The 22,730-nt window shown below is 50.0% G+C and carries 25 protein-coding genes and 1 other annotated feature; of the genes, 11 read left to right on the top strand and 14 right to left on the bottom strand.

Going from position 1 to position 22,730, the window contains the following annotated elements; all coding sequences use genetic code 11:
* Positions 1-14: 14 nt before the first annotated feature.
* Both BUC22_RS20205 and BUC22_RS20200 read right to left on the bottom strand, forming a co-directional pair.
* Positions 15-881 carry a DegV family protein gene (locus tag BUC22_RS20205; RefSeq protein ID WP_073383575.1) on the bottom strand — a complete coding sequence of 289 codons (867 nt, stop codon included), beginning with the start codon at positions 879-881 and terminating at the stop codon, positions 15-17.
* The gene (locus BUC22_RS20200) at positions 874-1,362 is read right to left on the bottom strand and encodes a MarR family winged helix-turn-helix transcriptional regulator (RefSeq protein WP_013381313.1); all 489 of its coding nucleotides are present in this window, start codon (positions 1,360-1,362) and stop codon (positions 874-876) included. The genes BUC22_RS20205 and BUC22_RS20200 overlap by 8 nt, the downstream gene beginning before the upstream one ends.
* 215 nt (positions 1,363-1,577) lie before the next feature.
* On the opposite strand from BUC22_RS20200, the gene BUC22_RS20195 reads away from it, so the two are divergent.
* The 4 genes from BUC22_RS20195 (at position 1,578) to BUC22_RS20180 (ending at position 4,306) form a co-directional block, all read left to right on the top strand.
* Positions 1,578-2,753 (top strand): VanZ family protein, encoded by a 1,176-nt coding sequence (locus BUC22_RS20195; RefSeq protein WP_013381311.1) that lies wholly within the window; start codon positions 1,578-1,580, stop codon positions 2,751-2,753.
* Positions 2,754-3,013: 260 nt separating this feature from the next.
* Entirely contained in the window at positions 3,014-3,205 is a 192-nt protein-coding gene (locus tag BUC22_RS21605) for a hypothetical protein (RefSeq protein WP_123876079.1), read from the top strand.
* A gap of 61 nt (positions 3,206-3,266) precedes the next feature.
* Positions 3,267-3,785: a hypothetical protein gene (locus BUC22_RS20185; RefSeq protein WP_013381309.1), complete on the top strand. Its 519-nt coding sequence runs from the start codon at positions 3,267-3,269 to the stop codon at positions 3,783-3,785.
* On the top strand, positions 3,782-4,306 hold the full coding sequence (locus tag BUC22_RS20180; protein ID WP_013381308.1) for a P-loop NTPase family protein: 525 nt from the start codon (positions 3,782-3,784) through the stop codon (positions 4,304-4,306). The genes BUC22_RS20185 and BUC22_RS20180 overlap by 4 nt, the downstream gene beginning before the upstream one ends.
* A gap of 147 nt (positions 4,307-4,453) precedes the next feature.
* Here the strand turns inward: BUC22_RS20180 and bcp are convergent, their stop codons facing one another.
* A complete protein-coding gene (bcp, locus tag BUC22_RS20175; RefSeq protein WP_013381307.1) occupies positions 4,454-4,918 on the bottom strand; it encodes a thioredoxin-dependent thiol peroxidase in 465 nt (154 codons plus the stop codon).
* Between the two features lie 202 nt (positions 4,919-5,120).
* Here bcp and BUC22_RS20170 point away from each other — a divergent pair, with 202 nt between their 5' ends.
* A complete protein-coding gene (locus BUC22_RS20170) occupies positions 5,121-5,795 on the top strand; it encodes a MarR family winged helix-turn-helix transcriptional regulator (RefSeq protein WP_013381306.1) in 675 nt (224 codons plus the stop codon).
* Between the two features lie 202 nt (positions 5,796-5,997).
* Positions 5,998-6,699 carry a toll/interleukin-1 receptor domain-containing protein gene (locus BUC22_RS20165; protein WP_013381305.1) on the top strand — a complete coding sequence of 234 codons (702 nt, stop codon included), beginning with the start codon at positions 5,998-6,000 and terminating at the stop codon, positions 6,697-6,699.
* A 46-nt stretch (positions 6,700-6,745) separates the two neighbouring features.
* Here the strand turns inward: BUC22_RS20165 and BUC22_RS20160 are convergent, their stop codons facing one another.
* Entirely contained in the window at positions 6,746-7,567 is an 822-nt protein-coding gene (locus BUC22_RS20160; protein ID WP_013381304.1) for a MerR family transcriptional regulator, read from the bottom strand.
* 92 nt (positions 7,568-7,659) lie between these two features.
* Complete coding sequence (locus tag BUC22_RS20155; RefSeq protein WP_013381303.1) at positions 7,660-8,406, bottom strand: AAA family ATPase; 747 nt, start codon at positions 8,404-8,406, stop codon at positions 7,660-7,662.
* A gap of 336 nt (positions 8,407-8,742) precedes the next feature.
* Here BUC22_RS20155 and BUC22_RS20150 point away from each other — a divergent pair, with 336 nt between their 5' ends.
* Together BUC22_RS20150 and ytvI are read left to right on the top strand one after the other, a co-directional pair.
* Positions 8,743-10,419, top strand: a complete 1,677-nt coding sequence (locus BUC22_RS20150) for a Na/Pi cotransporter family protein (RefSeq protein ID WP_073383573.1) — start codon at positions 8,743-8,745, stop codon at positions 10,417-10,419.
* An 8-nt stretch (positions 10,420-10,427) separates the two neighbouring features.
* Positions 10,428-11,519 (top strand): sporulation integral membrane protein YtvI, encoded by a 1,092-nt coding sequence (gene ytvI / locus BUC22_RS20145; RefSeq protein ID WP_013381300.1) that lies wholly within the window; start codon positions 10,428-10,430, stop codon positions 11,517-11,519.
* Between the two features lie 68 nt (positions 11,520-11,587).
* On the opposite strand, the gene BUC22_RS20140 is transcribed toward ytvI, so the two are convergent.
* The 4 genes from BUC22_RS20140 to BUC22_RS20125 are packed head-to-tail and all read right to left on the bottom strand — an operon-like array spanning position 11,588 to position 13,564.
* Positions 11,588-11,953: an MmcQ/YjbR family DNA-binding protein gene (locus BUC22_RS20140; protein ID WP_013381299.1), complete on the bottom strand. Its 366-nt coding sequence runs from the start codon at positions 11,951-11,953 to the stop codon at positions 11,588-11,590.
* Positions 11,946-12,434 carry a VOC family protein gene (locus tag BUC22_RS20135; RefSeq protein ID WP_013381298.1) on the bottom strand — a complete coding sequence of 163 codons (489 nt, stop codon included), beginning with the start codon at positions 12,432-12,434 and terminating at the stop codon, positions 11,946-11,948. The genes BUC22_RS20140 and BUC22_RS20135 overlap by 8 nt, the downstream gene beginning before the upstream one ends.
* Before the next feature lie 22 nt (positions 12,435-12,456).
* Positions 12,457-12,711, bottom strand: coding sequence for a helix-hairpin-helix domain-containing protein (locus BUC22_RS20130; protein ID WP_041689898.1), 255 nt, complete (start codon positions 12,709-12,711; stop codon positions 12,457-12,459).
* 25 nt (positions 12,712-12,736) lie between these two features.
* On the bottom strand, positions 12,737-13,564 hold the full coding sequence (locus BUC22_RS20125) for a helix-turn-helix domain-containing protein (protein WP_013381296.1): 828 nt from the start codon (positions 13,562-13,564) through the stop codon (positions 12,737-12,739).
* A gap of 148 nt (positions 13,565-13,712) precedes the next feature.
* On the opposite strand from BUC22_RS20125, the gene BUC22_RS20120 reads away from it, so the two are divergent.
* Positions 13,713-14,507: a MerR family transcriptional regulator gene (locus tag BUC22_RS20120; RefSeq protein ID WP_013381295.1), complete on the top strand. Its 795-nt coding sequence runs from the start codon at positions 13,713-13,715 to the stop codon at positions 14,505-14,507.
* Positions 14,508-14,567: 60 nt separating this feature from the next.
* On the opposite strand, the gene BUC22_RS20115 is transcribed toward BUC22_RS20120, so the two are convergent.
* Positions 14,568-14,906, bottom strand: coding sequence for a cupin domain-containing protein (locus BUC22_RS20115; protein WP_013381294.1), 339 nt, complete (start codon positions 14,904-14,906; stop codon positions 14,568-14,570).
* A gap of 123 nt (positions 14,907-15,029) precedes the next feature.
* Positions 15,030-15,284, top strand: a binding site (T-box leader).
* Between the two features lie 63 nt (positions 15,285-15,347).
* On the opposite strand from BUC22_RS20115, the gene BUC22_RS20110 reads away from it, so the two are divergent.
* The gene (locus tag BUC22_RS20110) at positions 15,348-16,727 is read left to right on the top strand and encodes a TrpB-like pyridoxal phosphate-dependent enzyme (protein WP_013381293.1); all 1,380 of its coding nucleotides are present in this window, start codon (positions 15,348-15,350) and stop codon (positions 16,725-16,727) included.
* A 42-nt stretch (positions 16,728-16,769) separates the two neighbouring features.
* On the opposite strand, the gene BUC22_RS20105 is transcribed toward BUC22_RS20110, so the two are convergent.
* The 4 genes from BUC22_RS20105 to BUC22_RS20090 form a co-directional block, all read right to left on the bottom strand.
* Complete coding sequence (locus BUC22_RS20105) at positions 16,770-19,277, bottom strand: ABC transporter permease (protein ID WP_013381292.1); 2,508 nt, start codon at positions 19,275-19,277, stop codon at positions 16,770-16,772.
* The gene (locus tag BUC22_RS20100; protein WP_013381291.1) at positions 19,270-19,950 is read right to left on the bottom strand and encodes an ABC transporter ATP-binding protein; all 681 of its coding nucleotides are present in this window, start codon (positions 19,948-19,950) and stop codon (positions 19,270-19,272) included. The genes BUC22_RS20105 and BUC22_RS20100 overlap by 8 nt, the downstream gene beginning before the upstream one ends.
* 111 nt (positions 19,951-20,061) lie before the next feature.
* On the bottom strand, positions 20,062-21,000 hold the full coding sequence (locus tag BUC22_RS20095) for a sensor histidine kinase (protein ID WP_073383570.1): 939 nt from the start codon (positions 20,998-21,000) through the stop codon (positions 20,062-20,064).
* 1 nt (position 21,001) lies between these two features.
* Positions 21,002-21,691: a response regulator transcription factor gene (locus BUC22_RS20090; RefSeq protein WP_013381289.1), complete on the bottom strand. Its 690-nt coding sequence runs from the start codon at positions 21,689-21,691 to the stop codon at positions 21,002-21,004.
* Between the two features lie 135 nt (positions 21,692-21,826).
* Between BUC22_RS20090 and BUC22_RS20085 the strand changes: the two genes are divergently transcribed.
* Positions 21,827-22,711, top strand: a complete 885-nt coding sequence (locus BUC22_RS20085) for an SPL family radical SAM protein (RefSeq protein WP_013381287.1) — start codon at positions 21,827-21,829, stop codon at positions 22,709-22,711.
* The last annotated feature ends 19 nt before the right edge of the window (positions 22,712-22,730 follow it).

Raw genomic sequence — 22,730 nt, 5'->3', positions numbered from 1 at the left:
GCCGCATCTTCTTTTTAATCATTTTCTCCCAGCACCAATATCCCGGCGCCCAGCAGGTTTGGGCCCACATGGGTGCCCAGGGTACAGTCGACCTCGCCCTCATACAGGTTTTCAAAGTTCGGCAGCACTCTGGTGTAGTGGGCCTTGACGGCGTCCATCTCATCCGGACAGCCGCCGTTTGCGACCATGAGGATATAACGCGCCCCCTCCGGAGCGTGGGATTTCGCCAGGTCGATCATCTTTTGGATGGATTTCCGGCGCCCGCGCACCTTGGCCACGCTCATCAGCTGGCCATCATCACTGAAGGTGATGATGGGCTTCACATTGAGCAGCGTGCCGGTCATGGCTGTAATCAGGCCGATGCGGCCGCCCTTCTGCAGGTACTCCAGAGTGTCAATGCTGAAAAAGACTTTGGTGTTGGCGATGAGGCGGGGCAGGATGGTCTTGATTTCCTCAAAGCTCCGGCCCGCCTCAATGAGCTCCGCAGTGTGCACAGCGATGGCGCCAGTGCCCAGGCTTCCGCTCAGGGTATCCACCGCGTGCACGTTCAGGCCCTCAAACTCACCGCCAATCAGCCGCACAAGGTTAAAAGTACCGCTCAGACCGCTGGAAAAAATAATGGCGAAAACCTTGCGGTATCCCTTGTCGTAAATTTTCTGAAAAAGTGTGCGAACCTCATCTGGAGACGGGAGGGAAGTCTTTGGGATCTCCGATGGGAGTTTGTCATAAACCTGGGCGGCTGTGATGTCCACCCCGTCAGTATAGGCTTTGCCGCTGAAGATGATTTTCAGCGGCAGAATGTGCAAGTCGTGCTTTTTAATCAATGTCTCTGGGATATCCGCGCAGGAATCCGTCAGCACGGCAATTTTTTCTTTATTCATCTGCATGCTCCTCTTTTTTACTATTCTGATTGGCCTCGTGCATGCGCGCAAGCAGGGCCTCGATGGTGTCCATTCCGGTTTGCAGGGCCTCAAAATCCTCCGGAGGGGTATTTTCCATTACCTGAGCATAGCGGCTCTGGATCACCTGGTCGATTTCCTTCAGCGTTTCCTGTCCCTTCTCCGTCAGCGAGACAAGGACGACCCGTTCATCATTTTTATCCCTGAAACGGTTCAAAAAGCCGGCCTGAGCCAGTTTTTTACACATGTTGGAAACATTGGCCTTGTTAAGCTTCAAGGTATCGGCCAGGGCACCAATGGTGATGGTATTCGCGTGCTTGACCTCTGTCAGGACACGGCTTTGCAGAATTGTCAGCCCGTTATCGCTCAGCACGTCGGCGAACAGGGCATCAATTTCAGTGGTCACATGCCGCACATAGTCGATTAAAATATCTGCGAATTTTAGAACCTGATCAATATACATGGCAAAGGCCGCCTTTCATTTGTTGTAGTCTAAAATATGTTTACAGTACATATATTATAGTTTAAAGTTAAATTTGTCAATAAAAAGATTCGCAGGCGTTTTCACAGGGTATAAAAATAAGATTCTATGCAATTTTTTAAGAAACTATGCTATACTAAGCAGGATAACCGATAAAATTGAAAAAAATGCTAAAAAGTAAAAAAGGGGTGATTTAATTGCTGAGTGCATACACACTTCCCATAAAATTTGCCTGTCTGGTGTTTCCGGTCCTGGCAGCGTTTTTTACCATTCCCTACGCTGTTTATCAATATCGGAAATACGGTTCGTTGCTGGTGCTCAGAGTCGTGATCGTCTATTCGTTCATTCTATATATGACCTGCGCCTATTTTCTGACCATGCTGCCGCTGCCGCCCATCGCGGAGGTCGCCCGCTATACCAGCCCAACCATGGATCTGGTGCCCTTCCATGCCTGGACAAACTTCTGGGAAAACACCAGCCTGGTCCTCTCAGACCCCAGCACCTATCTTGGAGCGATGAAAGAGCAGTGCTTTTACGAGCCTTTTTTTAATATCCTGCTGTTGGTGCCCCTGGGCGTCTACCTGCGGTATTATTTCAGGCGAAGCTGGTGGCAGGCCATCCTCATCGGTTTTCTGGTGAGCCTGTCCTTTGAGCTGATCCAGCTGAGCGCCCTGTTTGGGATATATCCAAGGCCCTACCGCCTGTTTCAGGTGGATGACCTGATCAACAACACCTTCGGCGCTCTGGTGGGTTTCTGGATCACACCGGTTTTCAGCTTTTTTCTGCCCTCGCGGGACCGGCTGGACGAGGTATCCTACAAGCGGGGACGCACCGTTACCTATATGCGGCGGGGCTTTGCCTTTCTCTTTGACTGGGCCATTCTCACCGGGGTTCTGCACCTTGCCGGGCGGGTGTTTGGCAGCCCGACCTTAAGCGATATGCTGGCAATGGACGGCAAACGCTCGGTGGTGCTTTACATCATTGTTATTGTCCTGTATTTCATTCTGTTACCGTGGCTGACCCGGGGAAGGACCATTGGAAAATTTTTGGTTGGTATCCGGCTCATGTCCGAAAATAAACGCCCGCCAAAGCTTTTCCAGTACATCCTGCGCTACGGCCTTCAGTATCTCTTGGTCATACCAGCCCCCTTTATCGCCATGAAGGTCTATGAGCTCCTGCCCCTGTACACCGGGACCGCCCATACCATCCTCATGGTGATCGCCCTGGCCTTTGGTTTGGTCTTTGCTGTTTTCATCGTTCAGCTGCTCATCTCTGTCTTTACCCGTGAGACTCAGATTTTTTACGAGTCTCTGAGCCATACGATCAATGTGAGCACTGTGCGAAATGGGCGGCGGAAAAGGCGGCAGCGTTAATGACATCCATATTACTAAAAGCAGCCGCATTTATTCTAGGGAGAGCGCAATGGATACTGTCACCAAGATTATGCTGAATATTACCCTGACGTCAGCCATTGTGACAGGATTCTGCGTTTCTGAGAAAAGCGGCACACTCTTTACCCTGGTGCTGTTTAGGTTTTTCTGCAATGTGGGGATGTATCTTGTGGGCTTTGTGATCAGTATACGCAAAGGCAGGGAAAAAAAGGCGCTGTATACCCTGAATATGCCGGGGTATAATGTCCTATTTCTACCTGCCGCTGCGGCAAGTACTGGTCATTTTGCTCTTTTCGCCGATCACAGTACTGTCGCCGGTATTTACAGAAAAATGCGGGGGTGACGCGGGCCTTTCCAGCTTTGCGGGCTCGGTGTCTATTTTGGTCAGCATTGTGATTATGGTAACACTGATCGCAGCCATGCACATCGGCTAAGGACAGAAGCCTTGTTTTATGCTATAATGAAGATATAAAATTTTAAAGAGGAGAGTCGAGGATGCGAGAAAAGAGCGTTTCATTTTTATGCACACTGCTGGTTTTGATGGCCTGCTTTTGCGTATCAGTTTTTGCCGAGGAGACCATCACCGTGACGACGAGCCCGGCCGATACCATTACCGATACCTCCGCTATTTTGAGAGGGGTATATTATACCGATGGTGCAGACATTACCGAACGCGGCTTTGCCTATAAGCCAGCCGAAACTGGCGATGAAGACTATAAAAAAGTGGTAATGCATGGCGACAACAGCGTCACCAAGTTCGGCTATACGCTGGATACGCTGATTCCGGATACGGCTTACACCGCCATGGCCTATGTCAAGACCGAATCGGGCGTGCACTATGGCCTCGAAATTGAGTTCCGCACTCTGGCGGCGCCTGCCAAGCCCAGCGAAGCGGCCGGGGAAACACCGGAAACTGGGATAGTGGAAGATGCCCTGACAGCTACGATGCCCATGCTGCTGATGCTGTCCATGGCGCTGTCCTCCATGGTGCTGTTTAAGAATAAAGCACGATGAAAATCGCAGTGATTGGTTACAGCGGATCAGGCAAGTCGACGCTTGCTAAACATCTGGGGGAGGAGACCGGGTATCCGGTGCTCCATCTGGATAAGGTCAACTTCCTTCCAGGCTGGCAGGAGCGGGACCGCGCAGAAGCGAGGGCGGTGGTCACAGCCTTTATGGCTCAGGACGACTGGATCATCGACGGCAACTACGGCGATCTCCACTGCGGGCTTCGCATGGCTGCGGCGGATAAGATCATGATGCTCTGCCTGCCGAGGCGGGTCTGCTTTCCGAGAGCCTGTCTGCGCTACCTCAAATCCAGGAACCAGGTCCGGGAGAGCATGGCGGAGGGCTGTGAGGAAAAATTTGACTATGCCTTCGCCAAGTGGATTTTAAAGGACGGGCGCAGTAAACGCCACAGGGACTGGTACCGCAGTCTTCAGGAAGCTTATCCCGAAAAGGTTTTTTTCTGCCAGAACAGCCGGGATGTCAGGAAACTGCTAGAGAGCGGGAAAATATGGCAGTCTGAGTGTTGAGACAGCATCGCAGCAGCGGAGCTGTCTCTTGTTTTTTTGATGGCGGCACCCTTGTCCGGATACAGGCTGAACACTGTCCCATCCTGCTTAAAAACCAGATAAAGGCAGCCTGGACTATCAATAATCCTCAAGGCTGCCTTTATTTGATTATGCCTCGCCCTTTAAATGCTCCAGAATCTGGTCGGCGTTTTCGGCGGGCTTTACTTTTTCATAAACCTTTTCGATCATACCAGCTTCGTCAATGATGTAGGTGGTGCGCACAATGCCCATATAGGTTTTGCCGTACATTTTCTTTTCCTTCCATACATCATAGGCCTGGATAACCTCGGTTTCCGGGTCGGAGAGCAGCAGAAAGGGCAGCTCATACTTCGAGGCAAAATTGGTGTGCGAGCGGGTGCTGTCCTTGCTGACGCCAATGACAACCGCGCCCAGAGCCTCAAATTCAGAATACGCGTCCCGGAAAGTGCAGGCCTGGGTGGTGCAGCCCTTTGTATTGTCCTTGGGATAAAAATAAAGAATAACCTTTTTTCCTTTAAAATCAGAAAGGCTGACCGGATGTTTGTCTTTATCAGGCAGTGTGAAATCCGGGGCCTTGGTACCTTGCTGTAACATCATTTGCTCCTTTTCTTACTTTTCTTAATGGAATACCCTTATTTTACACTTTGGAACGGTGCCATGCAACAAAACTTTAAAAAAATTAATAAGGTACCTTGACAAATGTGTGGAAAGGGTGTAAAATTCAATCATAAGGTACCTGAATAAAAGAAGCGGCGGCGGAACGCCCTCGCTTCACGAATCGAAAAGGAGATAAAAAATGAACGAACTCAATGAAAAATTAATGGAACAGTTCAGAAAATACCAGGTTTTAATGCACCAGGGAATGCGCCGCTTTGCGCCGAGAGGGCCAAAGGAAGACCCACACCACGGACAGGGAAAAGTGCTTGTGATGCTGGCTGAAAATGACGGCGTCAGCCAGAAGCTGCTGACTGAGCAGTCCGGCATACGCCCGGCGTCTCTGAGCGAGCTGATCATCAAGCTTGAACGGAACGGGCTGGTGGAACGCCAAAGAAATGAAGAGGACAAGCGAAACAGGAACGTTTATCTGACAGAGGAAGGAAGAGCGCTGGCAGAAACCATCAAAAGCCGAAAGGATGAATCCGCAGATTTTCTTTTTGATGTTTTATCGGAAGAAGAAAAAGAAACCCTCACGGTGCTTTTCGATAAGCTGATCACCTCACTGGAAGATAAAGTAGCGGATATGGATGAAGAAATGCCACCGCTTGCCCCGCCGCATCCTCATTTACCGCACGGAGGTCCCCATGGCCCGCATCATGGCCCTCATCATGAGCACTTTGGCGGCCCGCACGGTCCTCATCACGGCCCCGGCCCCCATGATCCAGAGCATCCGCAGCCTCCGCGCCATCCAGAAGCAGAGGAAGAGGATAAAATTGTACTGGATGTTCTTAATGAAGAACAAGAAGAGGAATAATTCGATATGATTTACCCGGTTTTGTATGCGAATGGGGCAACAAAACCGGGATTTTTTTGTCAAAATATATCTGCAAATCTATTTTACAAAAGGAAATGAATCCGATATAATTGATTTACAAGAAACGTAAACCATTGCAACGGCACCGGATATTTTGTTTTAACAAAAATTCAAGCGATTTTATTTTGAAATGAGGTACGAGATGTTTACAGCGTTTAACTTAACAATGGATGAAAAAGAGATGGCCCGGCTGGAAAAGGGAGCGCCATGCTCAGATGCGGATGAAAGTGTGAATCAGGCGAAAGTTGTGGAGGAACTGAAAAAATACCTCGGAATGGGGGCCGCTTTTGACGGCGAGGCTCTGCTTTCCGAGTGGTTTCCAGAGCTCAAATTCCAGGTGTTTTTATCCCACGCTCTGGCAGATGGGCCTTTGGCGTCCAGGCTTGAGCGCTGGCTTCAGAAAGAGCTGGGAGTTTCAGTCTTTGTGGATTCGTGGATCTGGAAGGCAGCAGACGAGCTGGTAGCCGGGGGATTTGCGCCCGGCCATGTCTACCCTGTCCTGCACATGGCCTTGGGCAAGATGATCGCCCAGTGTGAGTGTGTGATTTTCCTGAACCCATATCATTCGCTGAAGAAGGAGGGAACCGTTGAAGAAACACCGTGGATTTACGCAGAACTTCAGACAGCCCGTATGACGCGGAAGAAAAAGCCGGAGCGCTTTAAGAAATTTCATTTTGCCGTCACGCTCGGCACCCAGTTAAAAATAGAGTTTGATCCGCAGCTGCCTAATTTGTTACTTTTAAGCGCAGAGGATCTCGAAAAATGGTGCAGCCAGCAGCATATTGTCTCAGAGGATGTCTATCATTTGGATTTGCTCTATCTTCAAAAGCAAATTATTATCTAAATTTAAAATGCCATCTGACGAATTTCTCCGTTAGATGGCGTTTCGCTTATTTGGCGGCAATGGGGAAGCAGCATTCTGTTACCCATTTTTCAGGCTCGCTGGTATCGCCAGGCCCCACATGGTAGACATTGAACATGGTGCCGTTGGTTCGGTAGCCGTTTTCCTCAATCCACCTCATGGCTGTGATGTTGACATCGGTGATCTGGTCATAGGCGCCAGTGAAAGTGACGCTTGCCACCAGGCGGGCGGGCAGTTTTTTAAAATAGACGTGCCCGGTATCCTGGTAGCTGCCAATGACAGACACCTGAACTTCTACATCCGGGTTGGCTTCATTGTATTCTGCATCGTGGTAGGTCGCGGTGCTGAAGGGCGGGGTGGCGAACTTGGGATGCTGGGGTGCGATTTCAGCGTGCAGCTTTTCCCAGAGGCGGCCTTCTTCAGTGTAGGTACTCAGGGTATCACGCAGGCTTGCAACCTGACAGGAGGGTAATTCTTTTGCAACAACGATATAATTTTTCATGATTTCTTCCTTTCTGCGAAGCCTTTCACCAGCGGCTTTCAGCTGCCAGAGCTGAACCTGCAGTTTTTCAGCTTCCTTCAGCTTCTTCTGGTAGCAGGCTTCAATGTGCGTTTCAAGAGCCTGGGAAGTGCTGCTGCTTTCAAGAATTTCACCGATGGCTGTCAGGCTCAGGCCCATGCGCTGCAGAGAGACAATGGTGCTGACAGTCGTCAGCTGAGAAGCTGTGTAGTAACGGTAGCCGGTAAAGGGGTCAACCCGTTCTGGAAGCAGAAGCCCCATCTCCTCAAAATGGCGCAGCATTCGGACGCTGACGTGGCAAAGTTTAGAAAATTTTCCAATTTTCAGCATATTCCCATCTCCTTTCAAAGTTGGTTTTCTTGAGCTCATCCTTAGTATAATCCCTCACATAATGGCAGAGTCAAGGAAGAAAATAAAGTTTTTCAGTCCAGTAAATAGTGCAGCAACCGTTCAGGGTCATCGAGGAACATTTTGGTCAGGCAATAGGGCTCGGTATCTCTGTAGGAGGTCAGGGACAGACGGCCATCGGGGGATAAAACATAAATATCTGCCTTGGGGCAGGCCAGCAGAATGGGAGAGTGGGTCGCGACAATAAACTGGGAGCCGTCCCGTGCCAGGTTGTGGATCAGGGATAACAGTGTCATCTGGCGTGAGGCGGACAGGGCGGCCTCGGGCTCGTCTAGAATATAAAGTCCCTTGCCTCGGAAGCGGCTCTGGACCAGTGCCAGAAAGCTTTCGCCGTGGGACTGGGCATGAAGAGAGCGACCGCCGTAGCTTTTGTACAGGCCAGTCCCTTCGGGTTCATTCTCCATCCGGTCAATTTCTGCCGCAACATTGTAAAAGCTCTCAGCTCTTAGAAAGAAATTGTCTTTGGGAAGGGCGAGGCCCTTGGTCAGATTGATGAACTGATACAGGACGGAGTGGGTATCGTGGGAATGAAAATCAAAATTCTTTGACCCGCCCTCTGGGTTAAAGCCATACTTCACCGCCAGTGCCTCCAGCAGGGTAGATTTGCCGGTACCGTTTTCGCCGCAGAAAAAAGTGACGTTCTTTTCAAAGAAAAAGGGCTCAAGCTGCTGAATGACTGGCAGGTTGGAAAGATAGCTCTGAGTGTAGGCCGGATCATTCCGGTCAATGGAAAAGCCACTGAGATAAAGGGTGCTGAACATTGGATACCTCCTCGATGTATCGGTTGTCTTTATTGTACCAGTTAAAGGACAAAAAGCAAAACCAGAATGCCGCGGTCCTCTTATATGAATGTCAAGCGTGAATTGTTAAATGTTTGTTAAATCTTCGGCAGTCTATTGTGTTTTGGCAGTCACTCTTTTATAATGACATCAACAGATTGTTTGGAGAAATGATGATGAACAATGCCGTTGTTGCCCTTGTCTTTATAGACAATATCCGCATTGAGAATAGGTGAGACGCAGCCTGTACCCTCAGGGATACGGGGTGTGTCTTTTTGCGTGACGGTGGTTCATCTGGTAGGAGGAAAGTGAAAAGTTATGGGTGTTACTGATGTTTTGGGTTTACTCGGAGGGTTAGCCCTGTTTCTGTACGGAATGCAGATGATGAGCTCGGGTCTTGAAGCGGCTGCGGGCAATCGTATGAAGCAGATACTGGAGCGGCTGACCGCCAACCGGTTTCTGGGAGTGGCCGTTGGGGCGGCCATCACGGCGGTCATTCAGTCTTCATCCGCCACAACCGTCATGGTTGTTGGCTTTGTGAACTCAGGGATGATGACTCTGATTCAGGCGGTCTGGATCATTATGGGCGCCAATATTGGTACGACGATTACGGGCCAGCTCATCGCGCTCGATGTGGGGGCGCTGGCGCCGCTGTTCGCTTTTTGCGGCGTGGCATTGGTGGTTTTTACCAAAAAGGTTAAGCTGCACCACTGGGGCCTGATTGTCGCCGGACTGGGGATTTTGTTCATCGGTATGGATATGATGAGTACAGCGATGATGCCGCTTCGTGACTCACCGGCCTTTGTCAATCTGATGACCCGGTTTTCGAACCCGGCCCTCGGGATTCTGGCAGGGGCTGTTTTTACCGCTGCGATTCAGTCTTCATCCGCTTCAGTCGGAATTTTGCAGGCGCTGGCCGTCAGCGGCGTAATCGGCCTGCCAAGTGCGGTGTATGTGCTGTTTGGACAGAATATCGGGACCTGTATTACCGCGGTGCTGGCGTCCATTGGCACCAGCCGCAACGCCAAGCGCACCACAGTCATCCATTTACTGTTTAACATCATTGGAACGGTTGTTTTTACAGTCATTTGCATGCTGACGCCGCTTACGGCCTTTGTCGAGTCCCTGTCTCCGGCAAATCCAGCAGCCCAGATCGCCAATATGCACACACTGTTCAATATTGCGACAACGCTGATGCTGCTGCCCTTTGGCACGCTCCTGGCAAAGGCGGCGGTCAGAATTCTGCCCGAGCGCCCTTCAGAAAAAAGCGGCGAGCACCAGCTTTTATACATCAAGCCTGTTGAGGCTTCGCTGGAATACCAGATGGGTACCTCTGCCATTATCGTGAACGGTGTGTGGCGTGAACTGCGGCGCATGGCGAAAATGGTCACAGAGAACCTGGAACAGGCATTTCAAGGGGTTTTGGAAAAAAGCAGCCGCTATACAGAGGATGTGGCAAAATCAGAAGAGTATGTCAATTATCTGAATACCGAGATTTCCAGGTACATTTCGCATGTCATAACCTATGAGCTCAATGAAGAAGATGGGGTTCTGGTTTCCGCGTTTTTCAAAATCTGCGGCAGCCTTGAGCGCGTGGGGGACCATGCGGTCAATATCAGTGAACAGGCCAGGCTTCTGGAGGAAAAACATATCGGATTTACAGAGGAGGCCCAGGAAGAAATGCGGTCGCTTCAGCAGGTCAGCATTGGCGTGCTGGACTCACTCAGCCGGCTGGAGGCCATTACTGAAAAGAGGCTGACTGAAATTGCCGATTATGAACAGAGAATGGATGATTTGACGCTTGATTACCAGAGAAACCAGATTGCCCGGATGCGAAAAGGCCTCTGTTCGGACGAAGCCTGTGTGATTTATTCCGAAATACTTATGGATATTGAGAGCATCGGCGATCATATCCTGAGCATCGGCAAGGTGCTGGTGCAGGCCAGCGCCTCCAAAACAACGGTCGATATGGAACAGGAAGCTTATGCGAGGTAAGGATTAATATGGAAACTGAAAAACGGCGGGCTTTTATCATTGATTTTATGTATTTTGCCATTCTTGCGCTTCTGTGCTTTGCGGTACTCAAATATGCCATGCCGTTGCTGGCTCCTTTTATCATCGGCTTCGCTCTGGCCTATCTGCTGAAAGGGCCAATCCGCCTGTTGTCCGGAAAACTGCGCCTGAACGGGAAAATATCGGCGATTGTGGTGGTGCTTGTCTTTTACGGTACCATCGGCACGCTCATTTCACTCCTCGGGGTTAAGGCATTTGCGGCTTCCAGAGAGCTGATTTTTAATTTGCCCCAGATTTATGCCCTCCATGTGGAGCCAGTGCTCATGGGGATTTTTGACGGGGTAGAGCAGTCAGTGCTCAGGATGGATCCCGCCCTGGTAGCAGCCCTTGAGGAGATGTTTAACCGTCTGGTGCAGTCTCTGGGGCAGATGGTTTCCAGCTTGTCCATGGGGGCTATGGGCACCGTATCGGATATTGCGTCTTCGCTGCCCGGGCTTTTTATCAAGCTGCTGTTACTCATTATTTCCACCTTTTTTATCGCCATCGACTATGACCGTCTGACAGGCTTTGTCATGCACCAGTTAAATGGAAAGACCAGGACAGTTTTTGTTCAGATCAAGGAATACGTGGTGGGAACACTCTTTGTGTGTATCCGCTCCTATGCGCTCATCATGAGCATTACCTTTGTTGAGCTCGTTATTGGCCTGACCCTCATCGGTGTCGACAATGCTCTGATCATCGCCTTTGTCATTGCGGTGTTCGATATTCTTCCGGTACTGGGCACAGGTGGTATCATGATCCCCTGGACTGTGATTACAGCCCTGCAGGGGAACTATCCGCTGGCATTGGGGCTGCTGCTGGTCTATCTGGTGATCACAGTGGTACGAAACATTATTGAACCGAAAATTGTGGGAAGCCAGATCGGCCTTCATCCGGTGATTACGTTGGCCAGCATGTTTGTGGGTCTGCAGCTTTTTGGCGTTGTAGGGCTTTTCGGTTTTCCGATCGTGCTCTCACTGCTGTGCCATCTGAACGAAACGGGCACCATCCACCTGTTTAAGCCAGTGGAGGATACCCGGTAGGTTAAAGGGATTGCTTTAGAGATTAAAAGGAGAGGCTGCGGCAAAACGCCGCAGCCTCTCCTTTTTCTTTAAGCTTCGATAATTTCGCGCTGTGCTTTTTTGGGAAGGCTTTTGAGGACTGTCTCGTAGGCGCTGTCGAGCATTTTTTGAACCGTGTCCTCTGGCACGCCGCCTTCGAGGTAGAGCGTGTTCCAGTGAACTTTATTCATATAATAGCCGGGAATAACCGTGCCGGGATAAGCGGCCCGGAGAGTCAGTCCCTCCTCAGGCGGCAGTTTCATGGTGACGATGGGATCACCGGTTTTATGCTCCCCCATATAGGCGAACATTTTTCCATGAAGCAGATATTTCATCGCCTTCCATTCGGCCTGCCAGACCTTCTCGACACCCTTTTTATCCAGACAATAGGCGTCGATCCATGAAGCGTTATTCATTTATTTCCTCCGCCAGCTCTTTGGCCAGGAATTGGACATAGGGAAGCGGGCACATGGTGCGCTCGGCGGTCGCCTCAATGCTTAACCCCTGGGATAAAAACCGCTTGATCACCAATGAGAGAGGCTCTCCAACCTCGATAATGTGGTGATCAGGGTCATAAAAGCGGATCACCCGCTGTCCCCACGCCTGGGTAAACATTGGCCGTACCAGCGCGGCGCCCCAGCTTTCCAGAACCTTGAGAAATCCGTCCAGATCATCCTCTTCAAAGTACAGCTCCTTATCATTGCCGCCAAAGCAGACAGCATTTTCCGGTTTGTCGATGAATTCCAGCCAGGTTTCCTTTGTCTGGAGAGCCACGCCGCAGTCATAGCTGACATTGACGCCCAGATCCATGGCAACCTTGAGCCCCAGAAGCTTTTCATAAAAAGCGCGGGATTTTTCCATATCGGATACGACAAGCATGAATGCATTATATTTCATATAATCTCCTTTACCGGTGGTGTCAATCTTTCCAGTTCCACCATTTTAGTTTTTCAGGCTCATGCTCGGTATTCTCAGCGAAGTAAACCGCCAGCCGGTAAACATAGAGAACACATCGGTCCAGCTGCTCACCCCTCTGCCGGCATTCTCTGCGATACATCGCCTCAGGGTCCGCCCCCTTCAGCGAATTGACCGTGCTGTAGCCAAGCTCCAGAAGATGCCTCTCCATATTTGGTCCAACGCCGGGAATGGTTTGTAAATCACTTTTCACGAGCATCACCTCTTTGTTCTGTTACTATAAACTAAAACTTGTAGGATTCATTGTAAAAATCCGACATGTGAGCATAGTATTTTGTCGGTGATATACCGCAGACTGCCTTAAAATCATGGTTGAAATGCGATTGGTCATAGTAGCCCAGCGCGTGCGCGAGCTTTGTGAAAGCGACTGGATCTTTTTCCATGCGCTGCATGGCGAGGTTGATGCGGGTCAGCCGGGTAAAAGTTTTATAGCGCATTCCCAGAGCTTCTGTTATGAGACGCTGGAGGTGGCGTTCGGAATATCCGATTTTTTCAGCCGCAGTGCTGACCGTGGACTGGCAGCTGACATGCTTCAGAATGGGCGAAAGGGGCCGGGGATTGCCGGGCATTTCCGCTAAGGCGGTCAGAAGCAGTGTGTCAATCGCATTGCTGAGGTAAGCCACCCTTTGGCTTTGCTCAAAGGCATTCTTTATCCCAATGCTCAGGGAAGGACACACGAGATCAAGCGGTTCCCTGCGGTCTGTAAAATCCTTGAGGTTCAGCCCCAGAAGCCGGTTCGCGCCGCCGGGAAGGAACTCGATAAAAAAACGCAGGGGGATGTTTTCAGCATCGCCGAAAACCACCACCGTTTTGGTGGTAGGGCCCCAGAAACAGCCGGACAGGGCTCTGCCGTCATAAGAAAAGACAACACAGCCGCTGGCATCGGGAATCAGCGTCAGCTTTTCAGGAAGGTGGCTTTTGGGCTGTGCTCCCTGGGCGCAAAAGGTGTAATGCGCGATATAAGGCCTTAGTAGTGGATGAGGCGCGATGTAGAGATGTGTGGGGGTGTGGGCCAGAATGGATAATTCCGGCCGTTTTTCAGGCTGCTGCATGGTGTTCCTCCTGTTGTAGTGAGTCCATTATACCTGAAATAACTTAAGTGTTCGATGATAAAATAAAAAATGGCTTGACCTTGTCATCATGTCAAGGTATAAACTACAGATGAACCGGTTCAGAAAATGAATGACACAGGAGGTAAGGATGTTCACCATTGGAGAATTTTCAAAGCTGGGGCGTATTTCACCGCGTATGCTCCGGTATTATGACGCCATGGGGTTGCTTCGGCCCACCCGTATTGGTGAAAATGGCTACCGTTATTACGAAGCCGCGCAGCTGGAAACCCTGGCGGAGATTGAGACACTGAAGGACTACGGCTTCGCCCTGTCTGAAATCGGCGAGCTGCTCACTCTGTCCGGGCAGGAGCTGGCTGTAAGACTCCACCGCAGGCGGTTGGCGGCCTATGATGAAATATATACCCTCAGAAAAAAGCTCCGTCAGATGGAGGACGCCATGATGAAAATGGAAAAATGCAATTTGTTAAAGGACCAGTATCACGTTATTGTAATGGAAACACCAGCACAGCGGGTTTACGGTATCCGCCGGAAAATTAACATCAGCGAAACCGGAGACCTGTTTGAGGAGCTGTATAAAAAAGTCGATGAGCTGGGGCTTACGCGCTGCGGCGCAGCGCAGCAGGTTTATCTGGGTGAGGAATTCAGCTATGAAAGTATGGATATCGAGGCTCAGGTAGAAGTAAGCGGTGAACACCCGGACGTTAAAGTCATACCGGCGCGCCTGTGTGTTGCCACTACACATATCGGCCCCTTTGAGGGCCTGCACAACGCTTATGACGCGATCTGCTCGTGGCTGGCCGAGCACCCTGAATATAAGGTAACCGGCCCCTCGGTCGAACGCTACCTGAAGGATGTGGATATGGTTAAAGATGAGGAGGAGCTGGAAACAGGGATTTTATTTCCAGTACAAAAGCTGCAGTAAGCAAAAAGAGAAGATGCGGTGTTTCGCCGCATCTTCCCTCTGAACGTTCTTCTGGGCTCTCTATACTTCAATTTTATCGGCATGGTCCATCCAGGGGCTGGTGGTAACCACAAAACGAACCGTTTCAGTGCCCTTATTTTCAAGACGGTGGATTTCTCCCGGCTCCAGATGAATAAAATCACCAGCCGAGTAGGTGCTTTCAACATCATTTACGGTCATGGAGACAGTCCCTTTCAGTATATAAAAGTTTTCTTCCATAATCTTATGGTAATGGGGGGACACCACATTGCCAGGCAGCAGCTTGACAATACCAAAATTTGAGGTCGGACCCATCATCAGGTATTTTGGCCCGTGATCGCCGTGACGGTACGCTTTTTCGTCTTCGTGAAGTGTGAACATAATCAATTTTCCTTTCCGGTGGAGTGGTTTTATTATAAACCATAAAAATAGAAACGGCAAATAAGCCTAAATTTAGCTTGACAGAAGCTTGGATTTATTATAGAATAGCACCAATCCAGAATAATCAAAACGACGAACGAGAGAAGTAGGTAATGACGGGTGTATCCAGAGAGCCGCGGCAGGTGGAAATGCGGCAGCACAGAAATTACTGAATGGACTTGGGAGTGCGGTCTGAAACCATGAGGGAGTAGGCGCCGACGGGAGCCCCATCCGTTATCAGCGGGGTGCATATGATGGTATGTAAAATGAGTGGGTGTGCTGTAAGGCAGTGCATCAATTTGGGTGGTATCGCAGAAGTTACAGACTTTTGTCCCTTAGCATGGGACAAAAGTCTTTTTTTGATTATTTGGGCAAAATTAACATACAGAAGGAGAAAGAACAATGGCAAAAATACCTTACCGTTTCTATTTAAGTGAAGAGGATCTGCCAAAGCAGTGGTATAACCTGCGGGCAGATATGAAGGAGCAGCCAGACCCTCTGATCAACCCAGGCACCATGCAGCCCGCGGTGGAGTCCGACCTGTATCCTGTATTCTGTGAAAAGCTGGCGCACCAGGAAATGGATGGTGAAACCCGGTATTTCGATATTCCAGAACCCGTTCAGGAAATGTATCGAATCTATCGTCCATCCCCGCTGATCCGGGCCTACAACCTGGAAAAAGCGCTGGATACCCCGGCCAAAATCTACTACAAATTTGAAGGCAACAATACCTCCGGCAGCCATAAGCTCAACTCAGCCATCGCCCAGGTGTATTACGCCAAGGAGCAGGGACTGACCAGCCTGACAACAGAGACCGGAGCCGGCCAGTGGGGAACAGCCCTCTCAGAGGCAAGCTCTTATTTCGATATCCCCCTGACCGTGTATATGGTAAAGGTTTCCTATGAACAAAAGCCCTTCAGGAAAGCCGTGATGCAGGTCTTTGACGGAAAAGTAGTGCCGAGCCCCAGTGAAACCACCGACATCGGCCGAAAAATTTTAGCGGAAAACCCGGGAACAACCGGAAGCCTCGGCTGCGCCATCTCCGAGGCCGTGGAAACCGCAGTCAAAACCGAAGGCTGCCGCTATGTGCTTGGCTCTGTTCTCAATCAGGTGCTGCTGCATCAGTCCATCATCGGCCTCGAGAGCAAAAAGGCAATGGAGATTCTGGGAGAATACCCCGATGTTGTCATTGGCTGCGCTGGCGGCGGTTCGAACCTTGGCGGTCTTATAGCGCCGTTTATGCAGGATAAGCTCACCGGAAAAGCCGATCCCAGAATCATTGCCGTCGAGCCCGCGTCCTGTCCGTCGCTGACCCGCGGCCGCTACGCCTATGATTTCTGCGATACAGGCAAGATCACCCCGATGGCGAAGATGTATACCCTGGGCAGCGGTTTTATTCCATCGGCCAACCATGCCGGCGGCCTGCGCTACCACGGGATGTCTCCGATTTTATCCAAGCTGTACCACGACGGCTATATGGAAGCCACCTCTGTAGAGCAGACCCGCGTGTTTGAAGCAGCGGTTTATTTTGCAAAAAAAGAAACCATTCTGCCAGCGCCTGAATCTGCCCACGCCATCCGCGCCGCCATGGATGAAGCCCTGCGCTGCAAGGAAACCGGCGAAGCCAAGACCATCCTCTTTGGCCTGACCGGCACCGGCTATTTTGATATGACCGCCTACTCAGCCTACCTTGAAGGCAGAATGAACGACTATATCCCAAGCGATGAGGATCTGCAGAAAGGCTTTGACAGCCTGCCGAAAATCCCGGGGATTCAAGAGTAGAGCAAGAAAAAAACAGAGACTGAAATCAGCCTCTGTTTTTTCTTATTCTGCTTCGCGTAGACGTTCCACAATACTCTGTTTGATGGTGCTCCGGTAAGAAATAACCGGAATCAGCACAGATAAGGCTAAAAGGATGGGGTAGGTGATGAGCAGCGGTGTAATGATAAAGTGGTAGGAGAAAAACCACAGGGACGCAGTAACGCCACGAAGGATAATGGCAGAGAAGAAAATGCCAAGAACCAGAGAGAACAGCATGGTTCCAAGGGCATAGTAAAGCCCCTCCAGACAGAGCATTTTCGTCAGCTGGCTTCCAGTCATACCAATGCTCTGAAGCATGGCGAACTCCCGCCGTCTGGTAATAATACTGGTCAGAATGGAATTGACAAAGTTCAGGATACCAATGAGACCAATGATAAAAGTCAGAATACCGCCGATGACCAGAATCATCTGCCGCATGCTCTCAAATTCGTTGATAATGAGCTCGCGGGATTCGTAGTCCATTGTGGGCTCGCTCTTTTCAGTATAATTTTTCAGGAAGGCTTCCATTTCACCCTCCAGGCTGTCAGATACGTCAAAGGTGTACTCCATCAGAGGCTGGTCGGGGTCAAGACTGCTGTACACCTCGGATGGGAGATAGAAGTTGTAGCCCCAGCTGCTTCGGTCCGATGCCACGTTCAGGTTTACTTTGGATTTTGCCAGCACCTCGTAAGTATGCGGCGTACCATTCTTGTCATACAGGGTAACGGGCTGGCCAAGGCTGAAAGGAGCACTGTAAGGATAGGGATTGCCGTAATCGTCACACTCATAAGCGGCAATGATGTAGTTTCCGCTAGCAAGCTTTTCAGCGTCTGCAGTTCCCTCTAAGACCGTGAGTTTATCCAGCACGAAAGGGTCCACACCGTATACAGAGGCGAAGACCTGCTCACCATTTTTGCTGTATTCGGTTTCTCCGGGAGGATTGTCCATTTTGATGTTCTGACTTTTTCCGCCAAAGACCCGCCCGCCCGCTTCAAAGCCTGGCTGAGATTCGACCAATTGGATAAAGCTATCAGACAGAGTGTTCTCAGGGCCCGTATAGTCATAATTAAAATAATCAGCGTGGGCAATAACAAAGTCTGTGTTGGCCCATCGGCTTACGTATTTTTCCATGTCCAGCCCTCTGGACAGCGTGAACACCGTGTTCAGGAGCACGAGGCTCAGAGACAGTGAAATGATTACAAGGATCGTTCTACCCCGGCTGCGGCCGAGATTAGAAAGCGCCATGCGGTAAAGCCTGCCGCCGTCTGTTGATTTTTTCTGTTTTTTTCGTTCTTTTCCACCTTCGGTATAACGAACCGCCTCAATGGGAGATACTCTTGAGGCAATGCGCCCGGGCTTGCGTGTGCTGATGAAAACTGTCACAATGGCAAACAGGGCAGAGCCGATAAAAATCAGCGGGTTCAGTGAGACATAAACGCCGTTGTCCGCGCTGTAGTTACTGGCCGATAAAAGAATGGGAATCAGGGCTTTCCCGGTGAAAAAGCCAATAATCAGACCAATAGGAATGCCGATGGCTGAAAGCAGAACAGCCTGCCGGTTAAGGATATGCCGAATCTGCCGCCCAGTCGTTCCAATGGTTTTTAACAGGCCATAAAAACGAATATCCCGGATAACGGATATCTGAAAAATATTGTAAATAATCAGATAGCCTGTGAACACAATAAGGATAATGGCAGATGAAGCTGCCAGAACAGTGGCAGGGCTTAATGAGAAGTTTGAGGACAGGTAAGCCCAGTTGACATTGGAGGCAATGTAGTCAGGCGCTTCGGAATCCGAAGCGTTGAAGCCACTCTCGGTGATCACCTGATGAAGCTTGGCATCGAGATTAAAGCTGTTTCTAAACAGAATATAGGCATTTACCACTCCGGCCATCTGGCCGTCTCCCGGGTCAGCCTGGCTGAGAATATCAGCATTTTCAGAGACAAAAGCCTGAGAGACATAAATCTGTCCGACATTAAAAACCGGGTCGCTTTCCCAGTAGCCAGAAAGAATAAAGTTACGGGTAAAAACCTGGTCCTGGATGGTGTAAGTCAGGGGAACAGTGGCGCCAACCTCGTGAGGCAGGCCCAGCATGTCGAGGGTTTTAGTATCCGTGATGATCTCATTGGCAGACTGGGGCTTCTGTCCTTCTGTCAGGCGGATACCTGCGAATTTTAAGCCTGTATCGTCTTTATACCACATCTCAGACCGGCGTTTCAGCAGTTCTGGGTTGTCTACTGAGTCTGCCATCAGGCGGTCGTAGCTGATCTCCTTAATCAGAGGATGGTTTTTGATTTTGTCAAATTCTTCATCGTTCAGGTACTTTAAAACCGCGTGCCCGTCCCCGCCGGCCTGGCGGATGGTCTGCTGCTGGAAGGTTTCCACGACACCGGTGCCCATGGTGAAAAGCGTGGTGAACAGAATGGTGGTCAGGGCAATAGCCACAATGGCGATGAGGTTGCGGAGCTTATTGGCTTTAAAGCTCTTGAGGGCAATCCTGTCCACGGCTTTTTTATTTTTGACCTTAAGCATAGCAGCCACCACCTGTGATCTGACCATCCTCGATGTGGATGATCCGGTCTGCCATCTGAGCGATTTCCTCATTGTGGGTGATCATCACAATGGTCTGATGAAAGTGCTCGCTGGTGATTTTTAAAAGACCCAGAACATCCAGACTGGTTTTGGAATCCAGATTACCGGTGGGTTCGTCGGCCAGGATAATGGCCGGCTTAGAGGCAAGGGCCCGGGCAATGGCGACGCGCTGCTGCTGGCCGCCGGAAAGCTGGCTTGGAAGGTTGTAAAGCTTGCTTTTAAGCCCGAGGATATCAATGATTTTGCTTACGTATTTTTTATCAACGGCATGGCCGTCCAGCTCGATGGGCAGGACGATATTTTCATAAACATTGAGGACTGGCACCAGGTTGTAGTTTTGAAACACAAATCCAATTTTGCGGCGTCTGAAAATGGTCAGGGCGTCATCCTTCAAATCGAAGATGTTTTTGCCATCCACCATTACGGAGCCTGATGTAGGGCGGTCCAGTCCGCCGAGCATATGTAAAAGCGTGGATTTTCCACTGCCTGAGGTGCCGACAATGGCTGAAAATGAGCCTTCTTCTATCTCAAGGGACACATTGTCAAGAGCCTTTACAGTGGTTTCACCTGTACCGTAATATTTTTTTAGCTGTTTTGTCTGTAGAATGATCATAATGACCTCCATAATTGATAGTCTGTACGGAGTAAGAACTCCATAAACAAACTATAACAAAAACTTCTTTCCATGTTCTTTCCGGAATCTTACAGTTTTGACAGATTTCATTTAAAAGGCAGAAGTTTCTTCCTTTTTTTGAAAAGAGCGTGGCAGAAAAACAGAGAAGCAGGAGCCTTTACCGGGTTCGGAGGAAACCTTGATATAGCCGCCCTGCAAGGTGATAATCTCCCGGGAGAGGTAAAGGCCAATGCCAACGCCTTCTTCCTGGCTGACTGCGGAGGAACGGTAGAAGCGGCTGAAAATCTTGGGTATTTCGTCTTCGGAAATACCAATTCCAGTGTCTGAGACATCGATTCGGCAGAATAATTCATAGGCCTGCGCGGTGACGCGAATTTCTCCGCCCGGCGGGGTGTATTTGAGTGCGTTGTCCAGAATATTATAAAGAGCCTCCGCTGTCCATTTGAGATCAAAGCAGGCGGACAGGTTCTGCGGAACATCCATAATAAGCGTGACAGAACGGTTTTGAGCTTTTTTTAATACCCCCAGCGCGGCGCTTTCTAAAAGCACATCCATGGCGGAAGTCTCGGGTGAAACCTGAACAATGCCGTTTTCAAGCCGGGAGGCCTTGATCAGTGACTGGATCAGAAAATCAAGCTTTGCGCTTTGCCGGCCAATCTCATCTGCCAGCATCTGAGCAGATTCTGGCAGGCCTGACTGTTCTGCCAGCAAGTCAGAATAAAGCCTCAGGTTGGCAATGGGCGTTTTAGTCTGGTGGGAAATATCGCCGATAAGGGTCTGGACCTGATCCCGCTCAGATACAGTGCGGCTGCTGCGGGCACGGCTGGCGCTCAGAAAATGATGAAGCTTGGTTTCAAGGGCTGAGAGGCGGCTTTCGTCAAAAGCATTTTCTTCAAAGGTGTTCTCAAGAGCGCTGTCAAGCATTTGGTCCAGACAGGTAAGGGTCCGGCTTAAGCGGAATAGGCAAAGGATAAAGAACCCGCCGAGGAGAATGGCCGATATTGAAATAAGGATAACGGCTGCGTTCATTTTACGTCACCGCCCAGGTATACCCCAGGCCATAAACTGTCTGGATATACACAGGCTTTGAGGAATTGTCCTCGAGCTTGCTGCGCAGACGGCGTATGGTCACAGAGAGGGCGTTTTCATCCACAAAGTCCATGCTGTCTCCCCAGACCTTTTCCAGCAGCAGATCTCTGGTGACTGTGGTGCCGCGGTTTGCCAGCAGCAGCTTTAACAGCTTCTGCTCCGTTTTGCTGAGCGTCAGCTCATCTTCTCCTTTTAAAAAAACCATTTGGTCAAAATCAAAAGTAAAGGCGTCGATTTTTATGCGGTTTTGCCGTTCCTTCTGGCTTCGGCGCAGCAGCGCGGCGATGCGGGCACGCAGAATCGCCAGGCTGAAGGGCTTCGTGATATAGTCATCTCCGCCGTTTTCAAGGCCGATGACCACGTCCATTTCCATATCGTTGGCGGTCAGAAAAATAATGGGAACAGCAGAACGGCGCCGTATCTCCTGGCACAGCTCCAGCCCATTGCCGTCAGGCAGATTTACATCCAGAACGATCAGGTCAAAGGTATTGTCTGTCAGTTTTTCTCTGGCCTCCTTAATGGAAAAGGCGGAAAGTGTGGTATAAGAATCGTTTTTTAAGGACAGCACAAGTCCCTGGTTCAGGGCGCGATCATCCTCAACGATGAGTATTTTTGATGGTTTGTCCGTCATAGGTACCTCCTTGTACGCAGTTCAGTATAACCAGAAAAGCAGCAAAATGCAAGAAGAAGCGCTGCAGTTCAAATATGACACGACCTGTCAGATTCTGTCTGGTATAATATAGAGAGAAAGAAAAAGGAGAAATCAATGGAAACAATACCGGCCAAAACACTGGTCACCAAGAATAAAAATACCGCGTGGTTTGGAACAGAATACAGCATGAATATTTACAGGGGCTGCTGCCACGGCTGCATTTATTGTGACAGCCGCAGCGAATGCTACCAGAATACAGATTTTGACACGGTAAAGAAAAAGCAGGACGCCCTCAGGCTCATCGCCCGTGACCTTAAAAGTAAAAAGAAAAAAGGTGTGGTAGGAACTGGCGCCATGAGCGATCCCTACAATCCCTTTGAGAGAAAGGAGCGCCTGACCAGGGAAGCGCTCAAGCTCATTGACCATTATGGCTTTGGCGTGGCCATCGCGACCAAGGGGAGCCTGGTCACACGGGATATTGATCTGCTGTCGCGTATACAGAGCCACTCCCCGGTTATCTGTAAGGTCACGATCACAGCGGCGGACGATGCATTGAGCGGTATTGTCGAGCCTGGGGCCCCGCCAAGTAGCAAACGGTTTGAGGCAGTAAAAGCCCTCTCAGACGCGGGCATCTATATCGGCATTTTGCTGATGCCGATTCTTCCCTTTATTGAGGACAACACAGACAATATCCAGTCGATTGTGGAGCAGGGGGCAAAGTGCGGCGCACGTTTCATTTATCCCGGTTTTGGTGTTACCCTTAGAGATGTCCAGAGAGATTATTATTTTAATCAGCTGGACCAGCATTTTCCCGGACTCCGGCAAAAGTATATGCGGCGATACGGCAATGATTATAGCTGCGGAGCTTCCAGAGCACATGAACTTTACACGTTTTTAGAAAATGTCTGCGGTCAGGCGGGCCTCAATTTCAGGATGAAAGATATTATCAAAGACTACAAAGGCCAGTATCAATGTGAACAGCTGTCATTTCTGAGATGACACGGCGTTTCGCCGCCTT

Origin of the sequence: Eubacterium callanderi (assembly GCF_900142645.1) — a bacterium.
Classification (GTDB): domain Bacteria; phylum Bacillota; class Clostridia; order Eubacteriales; family Eubacteriaceae; genus Eubacterium; species Eubacterium callanderi.
Note: the sequence above shows the minus strand (reverse complement) of the source record. Positions and strands in the feature narration are given on the sequence as shown.